We start from the raw sequence: 21,440 nt of genomic DNA on the forward strand, positions 1-21,440 counted from the left end.
CTTGCTTTTAGTGAAAACAATTTCCATATTTGCGTAACAAAATGAAAGTGCAAATATTAAACAACAATTGGTGGTGGCTTAACGAGAATTCGTAAGGCAGCCTCATTTTTTGTTTTTTTATAAAATATACAGAAGGGTTGCCACATGGTAACCCTTTTTTTATGCCCCAACAAATGAAACAGATACTTAACCATCTATTCGAACATAAAACCTTTACCCGCGAGCAATCGAAAGATATCCTGAAAGATATTGCATTGGGTAAATTCAATAATTCCCAAATGGCTGCCTTTATGACGGCCTATTGTATGCGCAGCATCACCGTTAACGAGCTGGAAGGTTTCCGCGACGCGATGCTGGAACTTTGCCTGCCTATCGACTTGGAGCAGGGCGAACTGATTGACCTTTGTGGCACTGGTGGCGATGGTAAGGATACGTTCAATATCTCTACCCTGGCATCGTTTGTGGTGGCGGGAGCGGGGTATAAGGTGGCCAAACATGGTAACTACGGTGTATCATCGGGTTGTGGTTCATCAAACGTGATGGAGCATCTGGGTTATGTGTTTACCAACAATACCGATGGTCTTAAACGGAGTGTAGACAAGGCGAATATCTGTTTTCTGCATGCGCCGCTGTTTCACCCGGCTATGAAAACCGTGGCACCTATCCGCCGTGAATTGGGGGTTAAAACATTCTTTAATATGTTGGGCCCGCTGGTAAACCCGGCTAAACCGCAAAACCAGATGGTTGGCGTGTTCAACCTGGAGTTGGCAAGGATCTATGCTTACCTCTACCAAAAATCGAACGTAAAATATACTATACTGAATGCTTTGGATGGCTATGATGAGATCTCGCTTACCTGCGATTTTAAAACTTTCTCAGCAGAAGGTGAAAAGATTAACAGCATTGAAAGCCTTGGCTTTGATAAACTGGCCGAAGACCAGATAACCGGCGGGCACACCGTGAGTGATTCGGCAGATATTTTTATGAATGTGCTGAATAATGAGGCTACTATTCCACAGATCAGCGTGGTGTTAAGCAACGCGGCAATGGCTATTAAAACCATCCATCCGGAAAAAAGCTTTGCAGATTGCTTTTATGAGGCCGAAGAAGCATTAGTCAGCAAAAAAGCTTTGAACAGCTTTAAAACATTAATAGCCAACTAAGCCATGAAGATCAAGGTTTGCGGATTAAAATATTCAGATAACATTAAAGCTGTTGAGGCTTTAGCGCCCGATTATATGGGCTTTATCTGCTATGAAAAGTCGCCCAGGTTTATTGGCGGGATGGATGACGAAGAGTTGATAAACATACCTACGGATATTATCAAAGTAGGCGTTTTTGTAGATGAAGATGCCGATAGTATCAGCAAAATGATCTACAAATATAAGTTTGACGCTATACAACTTCACGGCAGCGAAAGCCCGGAGTTTTGTGATATGTACAAACACGAAGTTCAGGTAATAAAAGCATTCGGCGTAGATAAGCACTTTGATTTTACCCGGTTGGATGCTTACAAGAACAATGTGGATTATTTCCTGTTAGATACTAAAACGCCCGTGCATGGCGGTTCGGGAATGGTTTTTGATTGGGGCGTTCTTAATAAATACAAACTTGATGTGCCTTTCTTTTTATCAGGCGGTTTGAGTTTGGATAACCTGGAAGAGATAAAGAAAATTAAACATTCGGCGTTTTACGGGGTGGATCTGAACAGCAAATTCGAACTATCACCTGCATTAAAGGATATAAGTAAGTTAAAACAAGCATTTAATACTATAAATACATTATAAACAGCAATGAAGTACGGAGTAAACGAACAAGGCTATTACGGGGATTTTGGCGGTGCATATATACCGGAAATGTTGTACCCGAATGTGGAAAAATTAAAGCAGGAATACATAAAAATAATGAGCGACCCGGGTTTTATTGCCGAATTTAACCAGTTGCTGAAAGATTATGTTGGCCGCCCTTCGCCGCTTTACCGCGCCGACAGGTACTCTGAAAAATATGGCGCTAACATCTTTTTTAAACGAGAAGACCTGAACCATACAGGTTCGCATAAAATAAATAATGCCATTGGGCAGATATTGCTTGCGCAACGCCTTGGCAAGAAACGTATTATTGCCGAGACAGGAGCGGGCCAACATGGCGTAGCTACGGCAACTGTTTGCGCACTTAAGGGCATCGAATGTATCGTTTACATGGGCGAAGTTGATATGGCTCGCCAGGCACCAAACGTGGCTCGTATGAAGATGCTGGGCGCAAAGGTAATACCGGCAACATCGGGCAGTAAAACGCTTAAGGATGCCACCAACGAGGCTCTGCGCGACTGGATAGGCAACCCGGTTGATACCCATTACATCATCGGCTCGGTTGTGGGGCCATACCCATACCCGGATATGGTGGCAAGGTTTCAATCCATTATATCCGAAGAAACCAAAAAACAGCTTTTAGAGCAAACGGGTAATGAGTTACCACAATATGTAATGGCCTGTGTTGGCGGTGGCAGTAATGCCATGGGGATGTTTTACCATTTCCTTGATGATGAAGTCGTAAAACTGGTTGCTGTTGAAGCAGCAGGTAAAGGTGTTTATAGCGGCCACTCGGCAGCTACCACATTTTTGGGTAGGGAGGGCGTGTTACACGGCAGCCGTACCATATTAATGCAAAGTGACGACGGGCAGGTTGTAGAGCCATATTCTATTTCTGCAGGATTAGATTATCCCGGCATTGGCCCTCAGCACGCCCATCTTTATAAAATAAATCGCGCCAAGTATGTTAGCATTACCGATGACGAGGCATTGAACGCAGGTTTGCTTTGTTCACAAATGGAAGGTATTATCCCCGCAATTGAAACCGCGCATGCGTTGGCTTACTTAGAAAAAATGACCTTTGAGAAAAGCGACAACGTAGTGATCTGCCTATCGGGCAGGGGAGATAAGGATCTGGATACTTATATAAAGCATTTTGGGTTTTAGTGTTAGAGATCAGAGGTTGGGGATTAGTTAAGGAATAAATTTCCTAATCTCTGATCACCACCTCTTACCCCACACTGTATCAATACCGAACACATACTGTTACACTTACGTACATAGCGTACGCTTTTAAATCTGCATAAATATCTGATAATTAGTTGTTTAATACTTTGGTATATGTTTTAACCTATTAAAGCAAATTACCATCACAATGTTAAAGAACTACTTCAAAATTGCCTGGAGAAACATCATCCGTCATAAGGCACATTCTATCATAAACATTTCTGGCTTAAGCGTGGGTATTGGTGCTTGCTTGCTCATATTTGTTATCCTGCAATTTGAACTTAGCTACAATACTTTCAACAATAACTTCAAGGATATTTATCACCTGGTTACCAAGCAAACTGCCGAGGATGGAGTGAACTATAACCCCGGGGTATCTGTGCCTGCATTAGATGCTTTGCGGTTAGATTTTCCACAAGCAAAATTCGCTGCTTTAAATTCAAGCTACGGTAGTCAGATGACCGTTCCCGGTGCCGACCCAAATAACGCAACTGCTAATAAGAAATTCATCGAGCCAATTGGTGTGTTTTTTATGGAACCACAGTTCTTGGATATTTTCCAGGCAAAATGGCTTAATGGCACTAAGGAGGCGCTTTCGCAGCCAAATATGGCGGTTATCAGCAAAGCTATCGCTACCAAGTACTTTGGCGACTGGAATACCGCAGTAGGTAAAACCATCAAAATGGATAATACCCTAACCCTGCGTGTTGCGGGTGTAATAGAAGATTCGCCAAGTAACAGCGATATCCCCATGAAGATAATGGTGTCGTACATCACCTGGAAACAAACCGGGAATACCTATGGCTATAATACCGTATGGGGAGCTATAAGCAGTAACCACCAGATATTTGTACAATTGCCGGCAAATCTCAGCCAAAAGAGTTTCGAATCGCAGCTTGTAGGCTTCACCAAAAAGAACCTGACCGATAAAACACGTTCGGTACGCGAGCATTTGGTGCAGCCACTTAGCGCTATGCATTTTGATACTAAAGTTGGTAACACACTTGGGGATCACCTAACCAGCAAAGCCACTTTAAATACCTTAACTTTTATTGCCATTTTAATAATCCTGATGGCTTCTATTAACTTTATTAATCTATCAACTGCGCAATCGGTCGGTCGTTCAAAAGAGGTGGGTATCCGTAAGGTGTTAGGTAGCACACGCAAACAGTTAATAGCACAGGTAATAGGCGAAACTACTATGGTGATCATGTTCTCTGTAATCTTAGCTATCGCGATGGCGAAAATTGCCTTGCCTTATCTTAAAAATATTGCAAGTGTGCCGGATGATATCGCTTTGCTCAATACAGGCACAATATTATTTCTTGTTATCACGATGTTTGCCGTGATATTGTTGTCGGGTATTTACCCCGCATTGGTAATATCGGGCTTTAAACCTGTGGCCGCGCTTAAAAATAAAATTACTGCTGCATCAATAGGTGGCATCCCATTACGCAGGGCCTTGGTTGTGGCGCAGTTTGCTATTGCGCAACTACTTATCATAGGTACTATAGTGGCTGTTAACCAAATGAATTTTGTGAACGATGCCGACCTTGGCTTTAATAAAAACGCGGTGCTAATTATACCAGGCTATACTGATAGCCTCAGCCTGAGCAAAATGCAATCATTTAAACAGCAGGTGTTACAAAACCCTGACGTAAAGTCGATGAGTTTTGCTTCTGATGCGCCGTCGTCAGATAATAACTGGGGGTCAAATTTTTACTACAATAACTCCACTAAGGACGTAACCTTTACCACTTTTTTAAAATATGGCGATGCAGATTACTTTAAAACTTTTGGGTTGCAATTTGCCGCAGGGCATGGTTATGACCCGAGCGACACCACCCGCCAGGTGGTAGTTAACGAAACGCTGATACATAAATTAGGTGTTATGAAAGCTGAAGACGCCATTGGTAAAACCATCTGCGTTGGCGGTAGGTGGGCTTGGGCACCAATAACCGGTGTGGTGAAAGATTTTAAAACCAACTCGCTGCGTGACGCGGTCAAGCCTATTGTTTTTGCCCCACGCAAATCGGTACTATCGCAAGCGGCTATTAAGATCCAGACACGTAACCTTACCAAAACAACTAAAGAGATCCAAAAACTTTGGGAAGCTACTTACCCGGAATATGCTTACAATGGCTTTTTCCTTGACGAAAACATAGCGCAATTTTATAAACAGGAAAACCAGCTGGCTTTAGTTTACAAGATCTTCGCCTTCATAGCCATCTTTATCTCGTGCCTTGGTTTGTACGGCTTAGTATCTTTTATGGCTATACAGCGCACCAAAGAGGTTGGCGTACGCAAAGTATTGGGTGCATCGGTGTTCAGTATCGTATTCCTGTTCTCCAAAGAGTTTATGATCCTTATTTCGATAGCATTTGTAATAGCCATGCCTGCGGCCTGGTACATGATGTCGGGCTGGTTGCAAAATTTTGCTTACCGCATACCATTAACGGCTGGGGTATTTATACTGGCCATGGTATCATCTATAGCCATTGCGTGGTTAACAGTAGGATATAAAGCAGTAAGAGCGGCATTGGCTAACCCGGTAAAGAGTTTACGGAGCGAGTGATCGGAGATTTGTTAATTAAAGATTAGCAGATCAAAAACGAATTATAATAATTTAGAATTTTCATTTTTAGAATTTCACCTTCAATATCATGTTAAAAAATCACTTTAAAATTGCTTTGAGAAACCTGTGGAGGCACAGGGTATTCTCTTTTATAAATATCACGGGGTTATCTGTAGGTATAACGGCTTGTTTCTTTATCTCCATGTATGTGATGTTCGAGTTGAGTTATGACAAATTCCATACCAAGGCCGATAGGATCTATCGTGTGGTTACGGATATTAAAACCCCGTCAGAAACCATCCATACGGATGCCACCTCATGGGCATTCGCACCAAATTTAAAGCTCGATTTTCCCGAAATAGAATCTTTCGTTCGCGTTAGTGGAGACAGCTACCTGGTAAAAAAAGGGAATGTAAAGTTTCAGGAAGAAAAAACCCTGCTTGCAGATTCGGCCTTTTTTAAGGTGTTCGATTTTAAACTATTAAAAGGCGACCCTAAAACAGCCTTAAAAGTGCCGGCCAGTGTGATATTCACAGAAACCGCCGCTAAAAAGTATTTTGGTAATACAGATCCAGTTGGCCAAACCGTATTGCTAACCGGTAATAATACACCTGCCATGGTTACCGGCGTAATGAAAGACCTGCCCGAAAACTCGCAGATCAAAGCAGATATGATCGTTTCTATGTCAACGTTAACTCAAAAATTTAACAAGGGGCTTGAAGAACAATGGGGTAACTACGGAGCGAATACTTATTTATTATTAAAACCGGGTGTAAATGCAAATGTACTACAATCAAAATTCCCGGCATTTATAAACAAACGCAACGGCGACGAAAGCCGCAAGCGCCAAATGTTTGCAACGCTGATCTTGGAGCCTATTAAGGATATTTACCTGCACTCTACCCATGGTGGCCCGGCGGTTGGTAGCATGAGCAATGTTTACGTTTTTAGTATTGTAGCAGTATTTATATTGCTGATAGCCTGTATCAACTTCATTAACCTAACTACAGCCCGTTCTGTAGAGCGTGCTAAAGAGGTAGGAATCCGCAAGGTGGTAGGTGCTGCCAAAGGCGAATTAGCCGGCCAGTTTATTGGCGAAAGCGTGGTACTTTGTTTGGTTGCATTTGTTGTTACAGTTGTGCTTTCAGCTGCATTGCTACCGATGTTTAACCAGTTGTCCGGTAAGATAATTAGTCCGGGTATCTTCTCATCGCCATATTATATCCTGATCCTTTTTGGTACATCAATATTGATAGGCTTATTGGCGGGTATTTATCCTGCATTGGTATTATCATCGTTTAAACCGATTATGGTTTTAAAGGGCAGGTTCTCTACAGGTACAAAAGGTAGCCTTTTACGCAAAAGCCTTGTTGTAGCGCAGTTCAGTATCTCAATCGCGCTCATCATCGGCACCATCATCGTGTATAATCAGATGGATTTTATGCGTAACCGCGATCTTGGTTTCTCTAAAGACCAAATGCTGGTGATGGACACCAACGGCGACCAGGGTAAAGATGCTTTTCAGCAATCGGTAAGATCATTGCCGGGCGTTAAAATGGTATCCCAATCATCAAGCGTACCGGGCGGTGGCAATAGTGGTGCTTACTCTGAAGTTGAGAATAAAAAAGGCGACCTGCAGGTTGCCAACCTCGACCTATACTTTGTCGACTTTGATTACCTGAAACAATTCAAAATAAAAATGGTTGCGGGCAGGCCATTCTCCCGCGATTTTATCAGCACCGATACTTCGCAAGCAATGATCCTGAATGAAGAAGCGGTAAAATTGTTTGGTTACAGCTCGCCGCAGGAAGCCATAGGTCACCGGTTTAAACAGTGGGGCCGCGAGGGCAAAATAGTAGGGGTGATGAAAGATTTTCACTTCCGCTCGTTACAGGAAAAAATCAAGCCTTTAAGCATGCGTGTGGAGCTGGGTGGCTTTAATCTCGTATCGGTTAAGGTTGATTCCAAAAATTTGACCGCAACACTTGCCGCTATCCAAGCCAAATGGAAAGAGGCTATCCCGAACAGGCCATTTAGTTATTACTTTTTAGATGAGTTCTTCGACAGGCAATACCGTGCCGAACAACGCTTTGGCAAGTTGTTCTTCAATTTTGCTATACTGGCCATTGCTATATCGTGCCTTGGTTTATTAGGCCTTGCATCATACAGCACTTATCAGCGTACCCGCGAAATAGGTATCCGCAAGGTATTAGGCGCATCAACATCGGGTATTGTAAATATGCTGTCTTCAGATTTTATGATACTGGTGGGTATCTCATTCCTGATAGCATCACCAATTGCATGGTATTTTATGCATAAATGGCTGCAGGATTTTGCTTACCGTATAGAGATCCAATGGTGGGTGTTTGCCGTATCGGGAATATTAGCGATGATTGTTGCACTGGCAACGATCAGCTTCCAGGCTATTAAAGCAGCCATTGCTAATCCTGTAAAGAGCTTAAGAAGTGAATAGAGATTAGTTAATTAGAGATTAAGGCAGATAATTTAGAGTTAAGAAATTAGAATTTATAATAACATGATCAAAAATTATTTAAAAACCGCGTGGCGTAATCTGTTTTTAAACAAAACCACATCGCTTATCAGTATGGCAGGCTTAGCAGTAGGGATCTGCTGCTTCTTATTGCTGACAACTTACCTGATAAATGAGTTACGTTATGATGGTTTCCATACCAATGCCGACAGGATAAGCCGCTTAACCTTCAGCTACAAATCAGCCGATGATGCCGATGTTAAAACTGCCGCGTTAACACCGACGGCACCTGTTCCGGTTTTTAAACAGGAGTTTTTTGATGTGGAGGATGGTGTTCGCGTAGTTAATTATTCCAACATGCGGGCTGCCGTAGTGCAGTTTGGCGATAAGATTTTTAAAGAGAAAAAGATGCTGGTTGCCGATGCTTCCTTCTTTAAGATTTTTACGTTTAATTTCATCTCGGGCGATACAAAATCGGCTTTAGATAACCCTTCATCGATTGTAATTACGGCATCTACCGCCAAAAAATACTTTGGCAACGATAATGCCATTGGTAAAATACTTAAGGTTGACCAAAAAAATAATATGATGGTTACCGGCGTGGTAGAGGATGTGCCGGAGTACTCACAGATCAAATTCGACCTGTTAGGTAACTACGCCATGATGCCGCGCTCGCTAACCCGTGCGTGGAATTCATCAAACGATTACTCATACTTCCTATTAAAACCCAATGCTGATAGGGAAGCTGTTGCTAAACAGATGACCAATTATATTACTAAGGACAGGCCACTCTCTAACGATAAAATGTGGTTCAATTTAGAGCCGCTTACCAAAGTGCATTTATATTCATCCGCTACCTATGGTTTAGAGCCCGGCGGTAATATAAAATACATGTACATCTTGGGTTTAGTGGCTGTGATATTACTGGTATTAGCTTGTGTGAACTTCCTTAACCTGGTAACCGCCCGCTCTGCCGAACGCGCCAAAGAAATTGGTGTACGCAAGGTAATGGGGGCAATGCGTGGGCAGTTGTTCAGTCAGTTTATTATAGAGGCAGGTATAATTACTTTGATCTCTTTAATAGTTGGTTTTGCGCTGTTAGATTTAACATTGCCTGCATTCAGTACATTTACGGGCCAGCAATTAGGCTTGCACACCTGGAATTTATCTTGGCTGGTTATAGCATTGGTAACTTTATTTGTTTTGGTTACGCTTTTGGCTGGTACTTATCCATCGTTATATCTGTCGGCCTTTAAACCTATTATTACGCTTAAGGGCGGTTCGTCAATGCAGTCGGGTGGCAACATGCTGCGTAAATCGTTGGTGGTGTTCCAGTTTGTGGTATCAGTGTTTTTTATCATCAGTACTTTAATTGCGGGCAACCAGCTACGCTTTATGCAAAGTTTAGATACCGGCATCAACCGCGACCAGGTATTAGTTTTAGATATGGGTGGCATGCCATACAGCAAAATAGAAACCTTTAAAACGGAGATTGGCGTACAAACGGGCGTATTGGGTTCAACCGCGAGTTACGATTCGCCGGTGAATGTTAGGGGAGGATACTCTATCAATATTGCCGAAGGTAAAAATGCCGACTTTAATCTGTCGGTAACCGCTATTCCTGTAGAAAAAAGCTTTACTAAAACACTTGGTATAAAATTGGTTGCAGGTAGCGATCTGGACGTTGGCGATGAACAACAAGTAATGGATACCGCCGAAAGTAAAAGACGTTTCAGTTTTATCCTGAATGAGAAAGCAGTAGCTGCCTTGGGCTGGCAACCTGAGCAAGCCATTGGTAAAAAAATAGGGCTAAATGGCCGCATGGGCACTATTAAAGGAGTAGCTAAAGATTTTAACTTCGCATCGCTGCATGAAGAGATAACACCTATAGTGATGTTCCCGGAGTATGATTGGTTTGGTAAATTATTGGTTAAAACATCAGGCAAAAACACTGCTAAAACCATTGCCAATATTCAGGCAAGCTGGCACAAGTTCTATCCAAACGCACCCTTTGAGTACCATTTTCTTGACCAGGAGTTTGAAGCCTTGTACAAAACAGATCAGCGGACGGGTTCTATCCTTACGGCGTTTACCATTATTGCCATATTTATATCGTGCCTTGGTCTATTTGGCTTAGCGGTATTCTCAACCCGCCAGCGTATTAAAGAAATAGGCATCCGTAAAGTATTAGGGGCAGGGGTGGCATCAATTGTAGGCTTGGTTTCTTTTGATTTCATTAAACTGGTGCTTATCGCCATCCTTATCTCATCGCCATTGGCCTGGTACGCTATGCATGCCTGGCTACAGGATTTCGCCTTCCGTGCGGAGATACATTGGTGGGTATTTGCCATTGCAGGCGGTACAGCGGCGCTTATAGCGTTTTTAACAGTCAGCTATCAATCGGTAAAAGCGGCACTATCAAACCCTGTTAATAGTTTGAGGTCGGAGTAAGAGATTAGAGACTTGTGATTAGAGATTAGTTAAGAGGCCAAAGTTGAAACTTCTGACCTCTTATCATTATACGCCATTTTTTCCTAATCTCTGATCTCTAATCACTAATCACTAATCTCTGCGCCCAACAACTGTATCATAACCGAACGCAAGATGTACATAAGCGTACAGTTTTAGCTTTTAACAATCAACATAATTAACTGATATTAAGACACTTATAAGTTTGGTATATTATTGATACCTGAATACCAAAATCAGTTTAAGAAATTGCAAATAATTAAACAGTAATTCATTTAACACAATAATTAAACATGTTATCACTTCAGCATATTTCAAAATATTACCAGGTAGGCGGAAACAAGAATTTCGTTATAAACGATATCAGTCTTGAGGTTGAGCAGGGCGAATTTGTATCCATCATGGGGCCCTCGGGTTCGGGCAAATCAACCCTGCTGAACATCATAGGCATGCTTGATGAACCGAGCGATGGTTTCCATTACTTTGTTGACCAGGCCGTGCATCAGCTTAAAGAGAAACAACGTGCTGCCCTGTATAAACAATACATCGGCTTTGTTTTCCAGGCGTATCATTTAATAGATGAGCTTACCGTTTATGAAAACATCGAAACCCCATTAATTTACCAGGATGTAAAAGGATCGGAACGTAAGGCCATGGTTGCCGATATGTTGGATCGTTTTAACATTGTAGGCAAAAAAGATCTTTTCCCGGCGCAATTGTCGGGTGGTCAACAGCAGTTGGTAGGTATAGCCCGCGCGCTTATTGCTAAGCCCAAAGTATTGTTGGCCGATGAGCCCACCGGTAACCTTAACTCTAAACAAGGAGAGGAGATCATGGAATTGTTTCGTAAGCTGAACAAAGAGGACGGGGTTACCATCATCCAGGTAACACACTCCGAAAAAAACGCGGAATACGGATCGCGTATTATTAACCTATTGGACGGAAGGGTAGAATCTTCCAGGAAATTCTGAACTATAAATCAAAATGCGATACTTTAAATTTTTACTTTTTAGCTTAATAACCCTTACGCCTGCACTGGCACACAGCCAGGCTGTAGATAGCGTACTTACCCTAAGGCAATGTATCGACATCGCCTTAAAACATAACCTTGATGTACGTAAAAGCGAACTAATATTACAATCTGCCAGAGTTGATAAGAACCAGGCTAAAGAAAACCTCTTGCCAACTTTAAACGCACAGGTAGACCATGGTATAAATAATGGACGTAGTGTTAACCTTGTAGATTACAGTTATGTAAACGCATCAACAAAGTTTGCCAGCTACAATGCCAATGCAGATTTGACGCTATTTAACGGCCTGCAAAACCTTAATCGCATTAAGCAAACCTCACTTGCATATAAAGCCGGTGAAATGGACCTGCAACAGGCTAAAGACTTGGTTACTATCAATACCATTACCGCTTATTTACAGGTATTAAACAACACTGAGGCCTTATCACAAGTGCAAAACCAGATAGCGGTTTCTAAGAAACAATTGGATAGGTTGCAGATACTTGAAAACCAGGGAGCCAACAAACAACCAAACGACTTTACCGACCTTAAAGGTACCTACGCGGATAACCAAGTAAGCTACGTTAACCAAAAGGCTACGCTGCAAACATCTAAACTTAATTTGTTGCAGATCTTAAACATCCCATACAGGCCGGATATTGTATTCGAAAAAATCTCAAATGCAGATATATTTCAGCAAACCGGCACTTCAGAAGATGTTTATCAAACTGCACTAAATCAACTGGCTTATGTAAAGGCAGCCATATTGCGCAGGCAAAGTGCCGAGAAGGGGGTGTCTGCAGCGAGGGGTGCTTTATCACCAACTGTATCGTTATTTGCCGGCCTAAATACCAATTATTCAAGCGCTACTACTTTGAATGATGGCAGCAATGCTACAATACCTTATGGCAATCAGTTAAAAACCAACTTTAATAATAACTTTGGTGTAAGTGTAAGGATCCCGATCTTGAACTATTTTCAAAACCGTAACAAGGTAACGCTGGCGAAAATTGACCTGCAATCGTATAAATATGTAGAGGAGAACACAAAAATACAGTTGCGACAGAACGTTGAGCAAGCCTATCTGAATATGAGTAATGCTCTTGAGCGTTACAAAGCTTTACAAGATCAGGTTGCAGCGTACAAAGAATCTTTCAGGATAGCCGAGATCCGTTTTAACGCGGGTGTGCTTAATTCTGTAGAATTTGTACTATCCAAAAATTACCTGGACAGGGCAAACCTAAATCTGATAAACGCACGTTACGATTGTTTTATCTACAACAAAATACTAGACTATTATCAGGGGCGTTTAGCACTATAATTTGACACTACTTCTTTCAAACAAGAATATCCGGCCCTCGTAATTGTTGTGTGCCGGATATTTGCTTTTAAAACAATTACTATTTTAGCACGTTAAAACATTAAATCATAAACCATGAAAAAATTAGTACTTACATTAGGCTTATTTGTAGCCGTAGTAACCGCAACGCAGGCACAGGTATTACCCAGTGTACAATTTGGTGTTAAAGGCGGTGTAAACTTATCAAGTTTATCAAATTCCGGTAGCGTTTTCAGCAGTAGTAACCGAGCCGGTTACCTTGGTGGTATTTGGGCGCGTTTTGGCGCATTGGGTTTTAATTTTCAGCCGGAACTTTATGTAACAAGCAAAAATGTCGATATCAATTCCAGTAATGGTTATTCAAGTTCTGCCAAATTTACAAGTATAGATGTACCGTTATTATTCGGTGGTAAGATTGGTGCATTTGGTTTGGGTGGCAGGTTCTATGCGGGCCCTCTTATGTCTTTTGCGATAAACAGGGATGGTAACTCTTTTGGTTCAGCAGCAGGTAATGCGGTAAATCTTCGCTATAAAGACGCAAACTTTGCCGCTACTATAGGTGCTGGTGTAGATATTAGAAGAATATCTATTGATCTGCGTTACGAGGCTGGTTTAACCAAGCAAGAATACTTTGATGGATCAAACAGTGTAAAAACACGTGTAAGCTTATTTAACCTAAGCTTAGGTTACGCGTTCTTGTAATCGAGAATTAAATATAAACAGAAAAGGTCCCGATATGTCGGGGCCTTTTCTGTTTTATACTGTAATAACCGCGGTTATAATAAGTAGGTACTGCTCCAGCATATTGTCGCGTCCATCGGCAGAAAGCGTAGCTTGGTTAGTAAGATAATCGTCGTAAGTTGCAAACTTGTCTACGTTTTCGGTGCCAAAAAATGTGAACCAGCCTTCTTCATCGGTATTACGCGCTTTTAACTTTGTAGAATCCTTCTCCATATCGGCGTTTATTTCTTTCGCCAATGTATCGGGCACAAAAGCCTTTATCTTTTCAGATAGTAACTTCTTTTGTTCGGCGTTTAGGTTTTTATTGGCATAGATGCCTTTATCAATAGCTGTTTTAGCTTTATCACTGGTTTTTTGCTCCGTTTTTTTTATTGTCGCTTATTTTGTCCTTTTCATGCTTATTGCCCTGAAAAAATATCACAAAAAATACCAGGCTAATAAAAATGTACATTTTAACCGGATGAAGATATTGTGCATGGCGGCCGGCCAGATATTCTTTTGTAAGGTGCGCGGGTTTTAAAAACAGCGGCCTCATCGTATGAAAAAACTAGTAATCGAAGTGGAAATAATCGCTTACAGCATGGTTTAGCATATGGCCAAAGCTTTCTTTTATTTCCAAGTTTTCCTGCCCGCAGTTGTGGCAAAATTTATCTTCTAAAATGGTTCCGAAATTGAGGCAGTCGTTCTCTTTACGGTAATGTTTTTTCATATGGGTTGATAGGGATTAGGCGTGTTCAATAGCATGTTTTAAAGCCGCATTGTGCTTGTATCTAAAAACAAAAGGGAAGATCACCGCAACAACCAATGCATATGCAGAAAAGGTTAGCCAGATGCCGTGCCAGTCTTTAGTTTGATCGGCATGGGTAAAAAACTTATCTATAAGGTAGCCGCTGGCAAAGCTGCCAAACAAAGCACCGAAACCGTTTACCATCATCATAAACAAACCCTGCGCGCTGCCTCGGATCTCCGGTGTGGTTTGAGTTTCCACAAATAACGAACCCGAGATGTTAAAGAAATCGAACGCCATACCGTAAACGATACATGACAATACGATCATCCAAAGCCCGTTGGCCGGATCGCCAAAGGCAAAAAGGCCAAAACGTAATACCCATGCCAGCATACTGAAAAGCATTACATACTTAATGCCGAACTTACGCAGAAAGAATGGTATGGCCAGTATAAACAGCGTTTCGGAGATTTGTGAGATGGACATGATAATTGCCGGATATTTTACCGGAACCAAGTCTTTATAAACCGGAATCTTTGCAAAATCGTGTATGTAAGTATCACCGTATGCATTGGTAAGCTGTAATGCCGCCCCTAATAATAAAGAGAATGCAAAGAATATAGCAAATCTTGGCATTTTAAATAGAGCGAATGCATTTAAACCCAACAGATTGGCGAATGATTTATTGCCCGTACGCACTGCGAACGGCCTGCATTTAGGTAGGGTAAACGCATATATGCCCAAGCATAACGACACAGCAGAAGCGATGTAAAACTGGTTGGATGAAGTTTCGTTATGGGTCAAGCTGACCGTCCATAAGGCTACAATGAAGCCTATTGTACCCCAAATACGAATTGGCGGGTACTCCTTAACAATATCTATATTGTTGTTTTTTAATGCGGAGTACGCTACCGTAATGGATAAGGATAGGGTAGGCATGTAGAACATCATGTTTAACAGTATCACCCAAAAGAATGTATTTGGGTCTTGTACCAAAGGCAGACAAAATAAAGTTGCCGCTCCGAGGATGTGCATGATGCCGTAAAGTTTTTCGGCATTTATATATCTGTCTGATATGATACCGGTAATTGCGGGCATAAAAATGGAAGCGATACCCATTGTAGAGAAAATGGCGCCAAACTGCGCTCCCGACCATTGTTTGTTTTGAAACCAGTATGCCCCTATGGTGATAAGCCACGCCCCCCAGATAAAAAATTGCATAAAATTCATCAGTATTAAGCGAAACTTAATATTCATACAGCACTGGTTTAAATAATTAATAGTTAAAAAAATAAAGGCTGAAAATAGTGAAATAAAGCGATACGGGAAAGGCTTAAAAGCGACAGTAAACCGCCATTAAATCACAAAAAAACGCCCGTGAAAGTAAAAGCTACCTTACAGATGACTTCCTCTTTTAGCTTTATGATGATTTTCTCTTCGTCAATTCGTCCCTGATTTTGGCGGCCTTTTCATAAGCCTCTTCGGACAGAGCCTGTTGCAGCATATTCTTAAGTTCGTCCTCGCTCAACGTCGTATATGCCCCGGTGGCAGATGTACGCGTTTTCTCTTCAGGCGTTTCGCTAATGTTTTCCAGGTATACAAAGTCGTTACCTTCTATCACTATACCAGCTGTAGACAGGATAAACTCGTAGGTATAAATAGGGCACTCAAATCTTACCGATACCGCTATGGCATCAGAAGTACGGGCATCTATCTCCACCGTTTTTTTACCGTCGAAGCAGATCAGTTTGGAATAGAAGATCCCATCAACCAGGTTATAAATAATAACCTCCTGCACGGTAATATTAAAAGCCTGGCCTAAGCTCTTGAATAGGTCATGAGTTAGGGGGCGGCTTGGTGTCATCTTCTCTATCTCGATAGCTATGGCCTGCGCCTCGAAGCTGCCTATAATGATAGGTAACCTGCGGCGGCCGCTAATTTCACCTAACACCAATGCGTATGCGCCCGACTGGGTTTGGCTGTATGAAAGGCCTACAATATCCAGCTTAATTTTCTTTATGTCGTTACCCATCACAGCGATATCTTATCTTATTTTTTAGGCTGATGCTTTATACTCTTTAACAGCAGCAATTAATTTTGGCAATACTTCAAACGCGTCGCCAACTATGCCATAATCAGCTACCTTAAAAAACGGCGCTTCGGCATCTTTGTTTATTACTACAATAACTTTTGAAGAACTAACCCCGGCAAGGTGCTGAATAGCGCCCGAAATGCCTATCGCAATATACAAATTTGGACTAACAGCTATGCCGGTTTGCCCAACGTGTTCGCTATGTGGCCTCCAACCCGAGTCTGATACCGGTTTTGAACAGGCAGTTGCCGCGCCCAACAGATTAGCAAGTTCTTCTATCATTCCCCAGTTTTCGGGGCCTTTCATACCACGGCCGGCAGATACAACGATCTCTGCATCAGGTAATGATACCTTGTCGGTAGAGCGTACAATATCTTTGATCATCTCTTTAAAATCAGATGCCTTGGCTTCCACGATAAAGTCTTCAACCGGGGCAGCAGATCCGCCTTCAACCACTTTATAAGAATTTGGTGTTAGGGCGATAACTTTATTGGCAGAAGTTAGCTCAACCACAGCAAAAGCTTTACCCGAAAAGGCGTTTTTTTTAACCGTGAATTTGCCACCATCCTGTACAGGTAAGGCAACAGCGCCATCGGCAACACCGGCTTGCAGCTTAACACCCAAACGGGGGGCAAGGCCACGACCGCTGAACGAGTTTGACAGCACTACAATATCTGCACCGTTGGCTTTAGCAGCTTCGGCTATAACCGATGCGTAGGCCTGGTTTACAAAGTTCTTTAGTTTATCGTTGCTTACGTTTAAAACCTTTTCGGCACCGTAATTACCTAAGGCAGCTAATCCATCATTAGCAACATCGCCGATTGATATGGCAACAAGGTTGGTGTTATTTTGTGCGGCTATTGCCTTAGCGTATGATACAGCTTCAAAAGTTGATTTTTTGAATTTGCCCGCCGCGTTTTCCGCATATATTAAAACTGACATAGTAGAATATTAATGTTAAAACTTTAATTATATAACCCTTGCTTCGCTATGTAACAGATCTACCAGTTTGGCGGTATCATCTGCCGAAATCAAATTAACCTGGCCGCGTGGGGCAGGGGTTTCATAACTGATGATCTCTGATAATGTATCTACAGCTACAGGCTCAACCACGGTTAATGGTTTGGTACGGGCGCTCATGATACCACGCATATTGGGTATTTTAGGCTCCGCAACACCCTCGGCACAACCGGCTACGAAGGGGAAAGGGATAGTAATTACTTCTTTACCGCCCTCTATCTCGCGTTCAACTGTTGCTTCGCTATCGGTGGCATCCAGTTTTTTGATGATGGATACTGATGGCAGATCTAATAGTTCGCCCAGCATGCCGGCCACTTTAGACCCGTTGTAATCTATAGACTCACGACCGGTCAAGATCAGGTCGAACGGGTTTGCTTTAACATATTCGGCTATCTGGTAAGCCACAAACCAGGCGTCATGTGCTTTGGCATTAACACGTACCGCATCGGTAGCACCAATAGCCAGTGCCTTGCGGATGGTAGCCTCGGTGTTAACTTCGCCAACGTTGATAACGGTTACGCTGCCTTTGCCGCCATCGGTTAGTTCGATAGCACGGGCGAGGGCGATCTCGTCGTACGGGTTTAAAATGAACTGAACCCCATTTGTATTAAATTGGGTGTTATTATCAGTAAAAGTTATTTTTGTAGTGGTATCCGGAACATTGCTGATACATACCAGTATTTTGCTCATTATAATTGGTTTATATTTTTACAGGTATTTGTAATTAGGATACTGCAAATTTAAGTTAAAAAAGAGAGAGTTTAAAATGGATACAAGCAGATTAGATAAGCTATTAGCGTTTATACAGAACGAACCCGAAGATGAATTTTTAAAATACGCGCTGGCTACTGAATACCTGCGACTTAACGATACTAAAAAGGCCCTGAGCTATTACGAAGACCTGGTTAATAACCACCCCGGCTATACCGGTACTTACTACCACTTGGGCAAATTATATGAAGCCCTAAACCGCAAAGACGACGCAATTACAATATACGAAAAAGGCATGGAAATAACAAAAGCCAAACGCGATATGCATGCCTTTAGCGAGCTACAATCCGTTTATCGCTCTGCAAAGGGATTTGAGGAAGACGATGATGACGACTATTAGGAGAGGGGCAAGAAATTAAGAATCAAGAGCCAAGAAAAAAGAACACTAAAAGTAAAGCCCGTTTAATAGTTAAACGGGCTTTTTTGTCTTGATTCTTATATCTTAATTTCTTGATTCTTTAAAACGGCGGCTCATCATCAATATCGTCCATACGTGATGGGCGGATGATAAAGTTACTTGGTTTGCTGTCAAAATCTTGCGATGGGCTAAGGCCTGCAAAGGCATTAGTTGCGCCCGGCGCACCAAAGCTATCCATACCTTGGTCAAGGTCTGTAAATTTCACATACTTACCAACAAATTTCAACCTCACTTTACCGGTCTCGCCGTTACGGTGCTTGGCAATAATAATCTCACCAACGCCTTGGGTAGGGTTGTTGTCCTCATCCACATCCAGTCCGTAATACTCAGGTCGGTAAAGGAACAGTACCATATCCGCATCCTGCTCAATAGAACCAGATTCACGTAAATCGGACAGCATTGGCCTTTTAGAACCACCCGGCCTATTCTCCACCGCACGGCTTAACTGCGACAGCGCAATAACCGGTACGTTCAATTCTTTAGCCACCGTTTTAAGCGCGCGAGAGATACTACCAATTTCCTGCTCGCGGTTACCGCCGCCACCTTTACCTTCGGCCTTACCCTGCATTAGCTGCAAGTAGTCAATGATGATCAGCTGGATATCATGCTGTGATTTTAAACGACGGCATTTAGCGCGGAACTCAAATATGTTTAGGGATGGGGTATCGTCGATAATTAACGGTGCAGCCTCTAAGCGGCCAATTTTGGAGTGGATTTGTTGCCATTCCCATTCTTCCAATGTGCCTTTACGGATCTTTTCCTGCTCAATTTCGGTTTCACCGGAGATCAAACGATTAACCAACTGTACTGACGACATCTCCAGCGAGAACACGACAACCGGTTTATCAAAATCAACAGCGGCATTACGTGCGCAACTTAGTACAAAGGCTGTTTTACCCATCGCGGGGCGGGCAGCTATAATTACCAGGTCGGATTTTTGCCAGCCCGAGGTCATACGGTCAAGATCTGTAAAGCCGGATGGTACACCCGTTAAACCGTCTTTTTTATCTTTTAACGCCTCAATATCTTTTAATGCTTCGTGCACCAGGTCGTCCATTTTACGCGAATCTCGTCGTAGGTTATTCTGGGCAATCTCGAAGAGGTTTTTCTCGGCTTTATCAAGCATATCCAGCACGTCGCTGGTATCTTCATAAGCCGAATTTATCACATCTGTTGAAATGCGGATCAGCTCGCGCTGAATATATTTTTGAATGATGATCCGCGAGTGATACTCAATATTGGCAGCAGATGCTACACGGTTAGTCAACTCGGTAATATAATATGCGCCGCCTATCATTTCCAGTTCGCCTTGCTGGCGTAATTGCGCGGTAACGGTAAGGATGTCTACAGGCGATGTTTTCTCGAACAGTACGCTTATAGCGTTAAATATTTTCTGGTGCTTAATCTCGTAAAAAACTTCGGGCTTCAACACATCTATAACCGATGAAAGGGCGTCTTTTTCAAGCATCAGGGCGCCAAGCACGGCCTCTTCAAGGTCTAAAGCTTGCGGCTGTAGCTTGCCATTACCAGCAAAAGATTGCGGATTTGTGATCCTGCTTCTGCGGTCAGTATTCTGTTTATAATTAGGGGTATCGTTCTCAAAATTCATGACATACAAAAATATATAAAAAATGTTCTTGCCTGTTTTTAATTAGTTAACAAATGAGTTTTCCACATAATGAAAACATTATCAGCGCTATAAATTTCGATGGTAGTAATTAACATCAAATGTGTATAACGTGTTAATATCGTTGTAAGTATCTCATTTATATGGGTGTTGATAAATGTAAGCCTATGTTAGGCATTGTTAACACTGATGCTAATCCTTCTACTTAGATAACCATAAAATGAGTTAATATCCCTATTTTTGCCAAAAATAATTTTATTAAAATGGCATATAATTCTAAACCTCCACCACGCGAAGGCAATCAGATGGTTTTTGGTATAAGAGCAGTGATTGAAGCGATATTGGCAGGTAAAGAAATTGAGGCTTTATATACACAACGTGGTTTAAGCGGGAGCCTATTAACCGAGTTGCGCGATGTAACTACCGAATATAATATTACAGCCCAGCAGGTACCGGTAGAAAAACTGAACCGCATCACCATGAAAAACCACCAGGGTGTTATCGCGTTTATCTCACCAATCATCTACCAGAAAATAGAAAACATTATTCCCGAAGTATTTGAAAGGGGCGAGGTGCCTTTAATATTGGTTTTGGATAGTATTACCGATGTACGCAACATGGGCGCCATAGCCCGTACCGCTGAGTGTGCTGGCGTACATGCTATTGTTATCCCGGGCAAAGGCTCGGCGCAGATCAACCCCGATGCGATAAAAACATCGGCAGGTGCATTGTACAAGATTCCGGTTTGTCGTCACGATAACTTCATGCAAACCGTTAAATTTTTACAGGAGTCGGGCTTACAGTTAGTTTGCTGTACCGAGAAAACCAACGACTATATTTATGCGCCGGACTATACCGCACCAACGGCAATCATCATGGGGTCTGAAGAAGACGGGATCCGCAACGATATCATCCGCATCAGCGACCACCTGGCTAAGATCCCAATGTTTGGCGAGATAGAATCGCTGAACGTATCGGTCTCAACAGGGGTGATATTATATGAGGCCATAAGGCAGCGCGAAGCGGTAAAATAAAAGCAAAAAATCAAGAATCAGGATACAAGACTGAAATTACGCATCACGAAAAAGCCCGACTATTATGCAGCCGGGCTTCTTTATTGTCTGG

The 21,440-nt window shown here is 42.3% G+C and carries 19 protein-coding genes; 11 read left to right on the forward strand and 8 right to left on the reverse strand.

From position 1 onward, the window contains the following. The first annotated feature begins 173 nt into the window (after window positions 1-173). The 9 genes from trpD to RHM67_RS11590 all read left to right on the forward strand — a co-directional run bounded on the left by trpD (window position 174) and on the right by RHM67_RS11590 (window position 13,621). A complete protein-coding gene (gene trpD, locus RHM67_RS11550; protein ID WP_322226883.1) occupies window positions 174-1,163 on the forward strand; it encodes an anthranilate phosphoribosyltransferase in 990 nt (329 codons plus the stop codon). Between the two features lie 3 nt (window positions 1,164-1,166). Continuing rightward, window positions 1,167-1,787, forward strand: a complete 621-nt coding sequence (locus RHM67_RS11555) for a phosphoribosylanthranilate isomerase (protein ID WP_322226885.1) — start codon at window positions 1,167-1,169, stop codon at window positions 1,785-1,787. A 6-nt stretch (window positions 1,788-1,793) separates the two neighbouring features. Beyond that, window positions 1,794-2,975 (forward strand): tryptophan synthase subunit beta, encoded by a 1,182-nt coding sequence (gene trpB, locus RHM67_RS11560; protein WP_322226886.1) that lies wholly within the window; start codon window positions 1,794-1,796, stop codon window positions 2,973-2,975. A gap of 208 nt (window positions 2,976-3,183) precedes the next feature. Next, window positions 3,184-5,610 (forward strand): ABC transporter permease, encoded by a 2,427-nt coding sequence (locus RHM67_RS11565; protein ID WP_322226887.1) that lies wholly within the window; start codon window positions 3,184-3,186, stop codon window positions 5,608-5,610. An 88-nt stretch (window positions 5,611-5,698) separates the two neighbouring features. After that, entirely contained in the window at window positions 5,699-8,083 is a 2,385-nt protein-coding gene (locus RHM67_RS11570) for an ABC transporter permease (protein WP_322226888.1), read from the forward strand. Window positions 8,084-8,146: 63 nt separating this feature from the next. Next, on the forward strand, window positions 8,147-10,552 hold the full coding sequence (locus RHM67_RS11575) for an ABC transporter permease (RefSeq protein WP_322226889.1): 2,406 nt from the start codon (window positions 8,147-8,149) through the stop codon (window positions 10,550-10,552). Window positions 10,553-10,863: 311 nt separating this feature from the next. Then, on the forward strand, window positions 10,864-11,541 hold the full coding sequence (locus RHM67_RS11580; protein ID WP_322226890.1) for an ABC transporter ATP-binding protein: 678 nt from the start codon (window positions 10,864-10,866) through the stop codon (window positions 11,539-11,541). Between the two features lie 13 nt (window positions 11,542-11,554). After that, entirely contained in the window at window positions 11,555-12,901 is a 1,347-nt protein-coding gene (locus RHM67_RS11585) for a TolC family protein (RefSeq protein ID WP_322226891.1), read from the forward strand. Window positions 12,902-13,015: 114 nt separating this feature from the next. Further along, window positions 13,016-13,621: an outer membrane beta-barrel protein gene (locus RHM67_RS11590; RefSeq protein ID WP_322226892.1), complete on the forward strand. Its 606-nt coding sequence runs from the start codon at window positions 13,016-13,018 to the stop codon at window positions 13,619-13,621. Between the two features lie 54 nt (window positions 13,622-13,675). Here the strand turns inward: RHM67_RS11590 and RHM67_RS11595 are convergent, their stop codons facing one another. The 7 genes from RHM67_RS11595 to RHM67_RS11625 all read right to left on the reverse strand — a co-directional run bounded on the left by RHM67_RS11595 (window position 13,676) and on the right by RHM67_RS11625 (window position 18,189). Then, window positions 13,676-13,909 (reverse strand): hypothetical protein, encoded by a 234-nt coding sequence (locus RHM67_RS11595; protein WP_322226893.1) that lies wholly within the window; start codon window positions 13,907-13,909, stop codon window positions 13,676-13,678. A 94-nt stretch (window positions 13,910-14,003) separates the two neighbouring features. Next, the gene (locus tag RHM67_RS11600) at window positions 14,004-14,195 is read right to left on the reverse strand and encodes a DUF3667 domain-containing protein (RefSeq protein ID WP_322226894.1); all 192 of its coding nucleotides are present in this window, start codon (window positions 14,193-14,195) and stop codon (window positions 14,004-14,006) included. 12 nt (window positions 14,196-14,207) lie between these two features. Continuing rightward, window positions 14,208-14,369, reverse strand: coding sequence for a hypothetical protein (locus RHM67_RS11605; RefSeq protein WP_322226895.1), 162 nt, complete (start codon window positions 14,367-14,369; stop codon window positions 14,208-14,210). A gap of 15 nt (window positions 14,370-14,384) precedes the next feature. Beyond that, the gene (locus tag RHM67_RS11610) at window positions 14,385-15,644 is read right to left on the reverse strand and encodes a nucleoside permease (protein ID WP_322226896.1); all 1,260 of its coding nucleotides are present in this window, start codon (window positions 15,642-15,644) and stop codon (window positions 14,385-14,387) included. A gap of 163 nt (window positions 15,645-15,807) precedes the next feature. Then, the gene (locus RHM67_RS11615; RefSeq protein WP_322232188.1) at window positions 15,808-16,407 is read right to left on the reverse strand and encodes a bifunctional nuclease family protein; all 600 of its coding nucleotides are present in this window, start codon (window positions 16,405-16,407) and stop codon (window positions 15,808-15,810) included. 36 nt (window positions 16,408-16,443) lie between these two features. After that, window positions 16,444-17,421: an electron transfer flavoprotein subunit alpha/FixB family protein gene (locus tag RHM67_RS11620; protein WP_322226897.1), complete on the reverse strand. Its 978-nt coding sequence runs from the start codon at window positions 17,419-17,421 to the stop codon at window positions 16,444-16,446. Between the two features lie 27 nt (window positions 17,422-17,448). Beyond that, the gene (locus RHM67_RS11625) at window positions 17,449-18,189 is read right to left on the reverse strand and encodes an electron transfer flavoprotein subunit beta/FixA family protein (protein ID WP_322226898.1); all 741 of its coding nucleotides are present in this window, start codon (window positions 18,187-18,189) and stop codon (window positions 17,449-17,451) included. 76 nt (window positions 18,190-18,265) lie between these two features. Between RHM67_RS11625 and RHM67_RS11630 the strand changes: the two genes are divergently transcribed. Further along, on the forward strand, window positions 18,266-18,610 hold the full coding sequence (locus RHM67_RS11630; protein ID WP_322226899.1) for a tetratricopeptide repeat protein: 345 nt from the start codon (window positions 18,266-18,268) through the stop codon (window positions 18,608-18,610). A 118-nt stretch (window positions 18,611-18,728) separates the two neighbouring features. Here RHM67_RS11630 and dnaB read toward each other — a convergent pair whose 3' ends face one another. Then, window positions 18,729-20,297 (reverse strand): replicative DNA helicase, encoded by a 1,569-nt coding sequence (gene dnaB / locus RHM67_RS11635; RefSeq protein WP_322226901.1) that lies wholly within the window; start codon window positions 20,295-20,297, stop codon window positions 18,729-18,731. Window positions 20,298-20,578: 281 nt separating this feature from the next. Between dnaB and rlmB the strand changes: the two genes are divergently transcribed. Then, entirely contained in the window at window positions 20,579-21,349 is a 771-nt protein-coding gene (gene rlmB / locus RHM67_RS11640) for a 23S rRNA (guanosine(2251)-2'-O)-methyltransferase RlmB (protein ID WP_322226902.1), read from the forward strand. Window positions 21,350-21,440: the final 91 nt, after the last annotated feature.

The organism is Mucilaginibacter sp. 5C4, assembly GCF_034345625.1.
Lineage (GTDB): Bacteria > Bacteroidota > Bacteroidia > Sphingobacteriales > Sphingobacteriaceae > Mucilaginibacter > Mucilaginibacter aurantiaciroseus.

Excerpts from the sequence above, each read along its gene's own strand:
- trpD (WP_322226883.1), top strand. The coding sequence starts at position 174 with ATGAAACAGATACTTAACCATCTATTCGAACATAAAACCTTTACCCGC.
- RHM67_RS11555 (WP_322226885.1), top strand. The coding sequence starts at position 1,167 with ATGAAGATCAAGGTTTGCGGATTAAAATATTCAGATAACATTAAAGCT.
- trpB (WP_322226886.1), top strand. The coding sequence starts at position 1,794 with ATGAAGTACGGAGTAAACGAACAAGGCTATTACGGGGATTTTGGCGGT.
- RHM67_RS11565 (WP_322226887.1), top strand. The coding sequence starts at position 3,184 with ATGTTAAAGAACTACTTCAAAATTGCCTGGAGAAACATCATCCGTCAT.
- RHM67_RS11570 (WP_322226888.1), top strand. The coding sequence starts at position 5,699 with ATGTTAAAAAATCACTTTAAAATTGCTTTGAGAAACCTGTGGAGGCAC.
- RHM67_RS11575 (WP_322226889.1), top strand. The coding sequence starts at position 8,147 with ATGATCAAAAATTATTTAAAAACCGCGTGGCGTAATCTGTTTTTAAAC.
- RHM67_RS11580 (WP_322226890.1), top strand. The coding sequence starts at position 10,864 with ATGTTATCACTTCAGCATATTTCAAAATATTACCAGGTAGGCGGAAAC.
- RHM67_RS11585 (WP_322226891.1), top strand. The coding sequence starts at position 11,555 with ATGCGATACTTTAAATTTTTACTTTTTAGCTTAATAACCCTTACGCCT.
- RHM67_RS11590 (WP_322226892.1), top strand. The coding sequence starts at position 13,016 with ATGAAAAAATTAGTACTTACATTAGGCTTATTTGTAGCCGTAGTAACC.
- RHM67_RS11600 (WP_322226894.1), bottom strand. The coding sequence starts at position 14,195 with ATGAGGCCGCTGTTTTTAAAACCCGCGCACCTTACAAAAGAATATCTG.
- RHM67_RS11605 (WP_322226895.1), bottom strand. The coding sequence starts at position 14,369 with ATGAAAAAACATTACCGTAAAGAGAACGACTGCCTCAATTTCGGAACC.
- RHM67_RS11610 (WP_322226896.1), bottom strand. The coding sequence starts at position 15,644 with ATGAATATTAAGTTTCGCTTAATACTGATGAATTTTATGCAATTTTTT.
- RHM67_RS11620 (WP_322226897.1), bottom strand. The coding sequence starts at position 17,421 with ATGTCAGTTTTAATATATGCGGAAAACGCGGCGGGCAAATTCAAAAAA.
- RHM67_RS11625 (WP_322226898.1), bottom strand. The coding sequence starts at position 18,189 with ATGAGCAAAATACTGGTATGTATCAGCAATGTTCCGGATACCACTACA.
- RHM67_RS11630 (WP_322226899.1), top strand. The coding sequence starts at position 18,266 with ATGGATACAAGCAGATTAGATAAGCTATTAGCGTTTATACAGAACGAA.
- dnaB (WP_322226901.1), bottom strand. The coding sequence starts at position 20,297 with ATGAATTTTGAGAACGATACCCCTAATTATAAACAGAATACTGACCGC.
- rlmB (WP_322226902.1), top strand. The coding sequence starts at position 20,579 with ATGGCATATAATTCTAAACCTCCACCACGCGAAGGCAATCAGATGGTT.